General features: G+C 70.9%; 2 protein-coding genes and 1 pseudogene. All 3 read left to right on the forward strand.

What is annotated here, in order from left to right; all coding sequences use genetic code 11:
* On the forward strand, positions 1-1,299 hold a 1,299-nt coding region (gene tssF, locus G3N94_RS40535; protein WP_205799791.1), incomplete at its 5' end, for a type VI secretion system baseplate subunit TssF.
* Positions 1,296-2,420 carry a type VI secretion system baseplate subunit TssG gene (tssG, locus tag G3N94_RS40540; RefSeq protein ID WP_205799792.1) on the forward strand — a complete coding sequence of 375 codons (1,125 nt, stop codon included), beginning with the start codon at positions 1,296-1,298 and terminating at the stop codon, positions 2,418-2,420. The genes tssF and tssG, both read left to right, overlap by 4 nt.
* A 12-nt stretch (positions 2,421-2,432) precedes the next feature.
* Positions 2,433-2,907, forward strand: a pseudogene (locus tag G3N94_RS40545) (type VI secretion system ATPase TssH); the annotation flags it as partial.

Genomic DNA, 2,907 nt, shown 5'->3' on the forward strand with positions numbered 1-2,907 from the left:
TTCCATCTCGCCGGCCCCGAGCGCGACGCGCTGCATCTGCTCGAACTGCTCGCTGCGCATGCGCTCGGCGTCGTCTGCCACGATCCGGGCCAGTCGCCGCGCTGGATGCATCCGCTCGACGCCGACGCGATCGTCCACGAAGGCTTCGACCCGGCGCAGGCGATCCTGCCCGACGACGGCCGCAGCTTTCACGGCTACCGGCTGCTGCGCGAATATTTCGCGTTTCCGGCGCGCTTCCTGTTCTTCAGCATCGGCGGCTTGCGGCCAGCGCTCGCGCGCGCGACCGGCGACGAATGCGAGCTGACCGTGCTGTTCGACCGTCACGACGCGGCGCTCGAAGCGGCCGTCGACGCACGGCATCTCGCGCTGAACTGCACGCCCGCCGTGAACCTGTTCACGCGCCGCGGCGACCGAATAGCGGTGCAGCCGGGTGCGCGCGAACACCATGTCGTGGTGGACCGCAGCCGGCCGCTCGACTACGAGGTCTATGCGGTGCAGCGGCTCGTGAGCGAACAGCGCGACGACGGCCAGTCGCGCGAATTCCGGCCGTTTCATGCGTCGTTTGCCGGCGACGACGGTAATTACGGCGCGTACTACACGGTGCGGCGCGAGCCGCGGCTGGTGTCCGCACAGGCGCGCGCGAACGGCACGCGCACCGGCTACGTAGGCAGCGAGGCCTACGTGTCGCTGGTCGACAGCCAGTGCGCACCCTACGACGAGACGATGCGCTACCTGTCCGTCGACACGCTGTGCACCAACCGCGATCTCGTGCTGCTGCAGCCGCCCGGCGACGCAAACACGTTCACGTTGCGCGTGTCCGCGCCCGTCGAGCGGATCGTCGCGATACGCGGCCCGTCGCGGCCGCGCCCGCCAATCGCCGACGCGCAGACGGTCTGGCGGCTGATCCGCCATCTCGGGCTCGCGCGCCACACGCTGACCGATCTCGACGACGACGAAGGCGCGCATGTGCTGCGCGAACTGCTCGGCCTGCACGCCGATCCGGCCGACGCCGCGATGCGCCGGCAGATCGACGGCGTGCGGCGCGTCGCGTTCTCGCCCGTGTTCCGCCGCTTGCCGGCGCTCGGGCCGCTGATGTTCGGGCGCGGCGTGCAGGTCGACGTGACCGTCGACGATCACGCGTTCTCCGGCGACAGCCCGTTCCTGCTCGGCGCGGTGCTCGAACAGTTCTTCGCGCGGCATGTGTCGATCAACGCGTTCGCCGAGTGCGTGCTGACCAGCGCGCAACGCGGCAGGCTCGCGCACTGGCCGGCCCGCATCGGCAGGCGGCCCGCGATATGACGCGCGACACGAAACACGACACGCCAGACGGCGCGCAGCCGGCCGCCGACGTAACGCGTCGCGACGCATGGTGGGCGCGGCTGCGCGCCGCGCCGCACGGCTACGATCTGTTCCAGGCGCTGCGCTGGCTCGATGCGCTGTCGCCCGGGCACGCGCCGCTCGGCCATGCCGCGCGGCCGCGCGACGAGCCCGTGCGGCTCGGGCAGCAGCCATCGCTCGCGTTCGCAGCGTCGATGCTGGCTGGCGTGTACGATCAGCGCGCCGCGCCGCCGCGCGTCGCGATCCACGGCTTCGGGCTGTTCGGGCCGAACGGGCCGCTACCGTCGCATCTCACCGAATACGCGCACGAACGGGCGGCCCAGCACGGCGATCCGACCTTCGCCGCGTTCGCGGACCTGTTCCATCACCGGCTGATCCTGCTGTTCTACCGTGCGTGGGCCGACGCGCAGCCGACGGTGAGCCTCGACCGGCCCGCGCGCGCACGGTTCGACGGCTATATCGGGAGCCTGATCGGTCGCGAAGCGAATGCGGACCGGCCAGCCGGACATACGCGTGCCGAAGCCGACACCGACACGCTTGCACCGCATGCCCGCTATTTCCACGCGGGCCATCTCGTCCGGCATACGCGCAACCCCGAAGGGCTCGTGCAGATCGTGCGCAAGCATTTCGGCGTCGACGCGCGGATCGTCGAGCACGTGCCGCAATGGGTGGCGATCGAGCGCTCGCAGCGCTGCACGATCCGCGCAACCCGGCCGACGTTGCGCGTGGGCGGCGTCGCGCTCGGCCTCGCGGTGCGCGACGCGCAGTCGTGCTTCCGGATCGTGCTCGGCCCGCTGTCGCTCGACGCGTACCGGCGTTTCCTGCCCGGCGGCGCGCACGCGCGGCAGCTTGCGCAATGGGTGCGCGAGTACGTCGGCATCGAATTCGACTGGGATGTGCAGCTCGAACTCGCGGCCGACGCGGTGCCCGCGCTCGCGCTCGGCGTGCCGCAAGGGATCGGCCGCACCGCGTGGCTCGGCCGGCGGCTCGAAGCGGGCCCTGCGCGCGATCTCGTGGTGCGCTACGACGCGCGCCGCGATTCGCCGCGCGCGGGCGTCGACCTTCATCGCGAAACCGCATAAACGGGAACCGTCATGTCCGATATCGGCCGCGTCAACCTGTTCGGAAAACTGAATCCGTTCCTCTACGAAACGCTCGAGCAGGCCACCGGATTCTGCCGGCTGCGCGGCAATCCGTACGTCGAGCTCGCGCACTGGATCAAGCAGATCCTGCAGCGGCCCGACAGCGACCTGCACCGGGTCCTGCGCCGCTTCGAGATCGACGACGCGGCCCTCGACCGCCGGCTCGTCGCGGCGCTCGACCGGCTGCCGCGCGGCGCGGGATCGGTGTCCGACCTGTCCGCGCACATCGACGACGCCGTCGAGCGCGCGTGGGTCTACGCGACGCTGAAATACGACGCCACGCGCATTCGCGGTGCGGTGCTGCTGCTCGCGATCCTGAAGACGCCGCAACTGCGCAACGTGCTGGTCGCGATCGCGCACGAGTTCGAGCGCATCGTGCCCGACGTGCTCGCCGATGCGCTCGAATCGATCGTCGACGGTTCGCCCG

The organism is Burkholderia sp. Ac-20353 (genome assembly GCF_017104785.1).
Classification (GTDB): Bacteria; Pseudomonadota; Gammaproteobacteria; order Burkholderiales; family Burkholderiaceae; genus Burkholderia.

Excerpts from the sequence above, each read along its gene's own strand:
- tssG (WP_205799792.1), top strand. The coding sequence starts at position 1,296 with ATGACGCGCGACACGAAACACGACACGCCAGACGGCGCGCAGCCGGCC.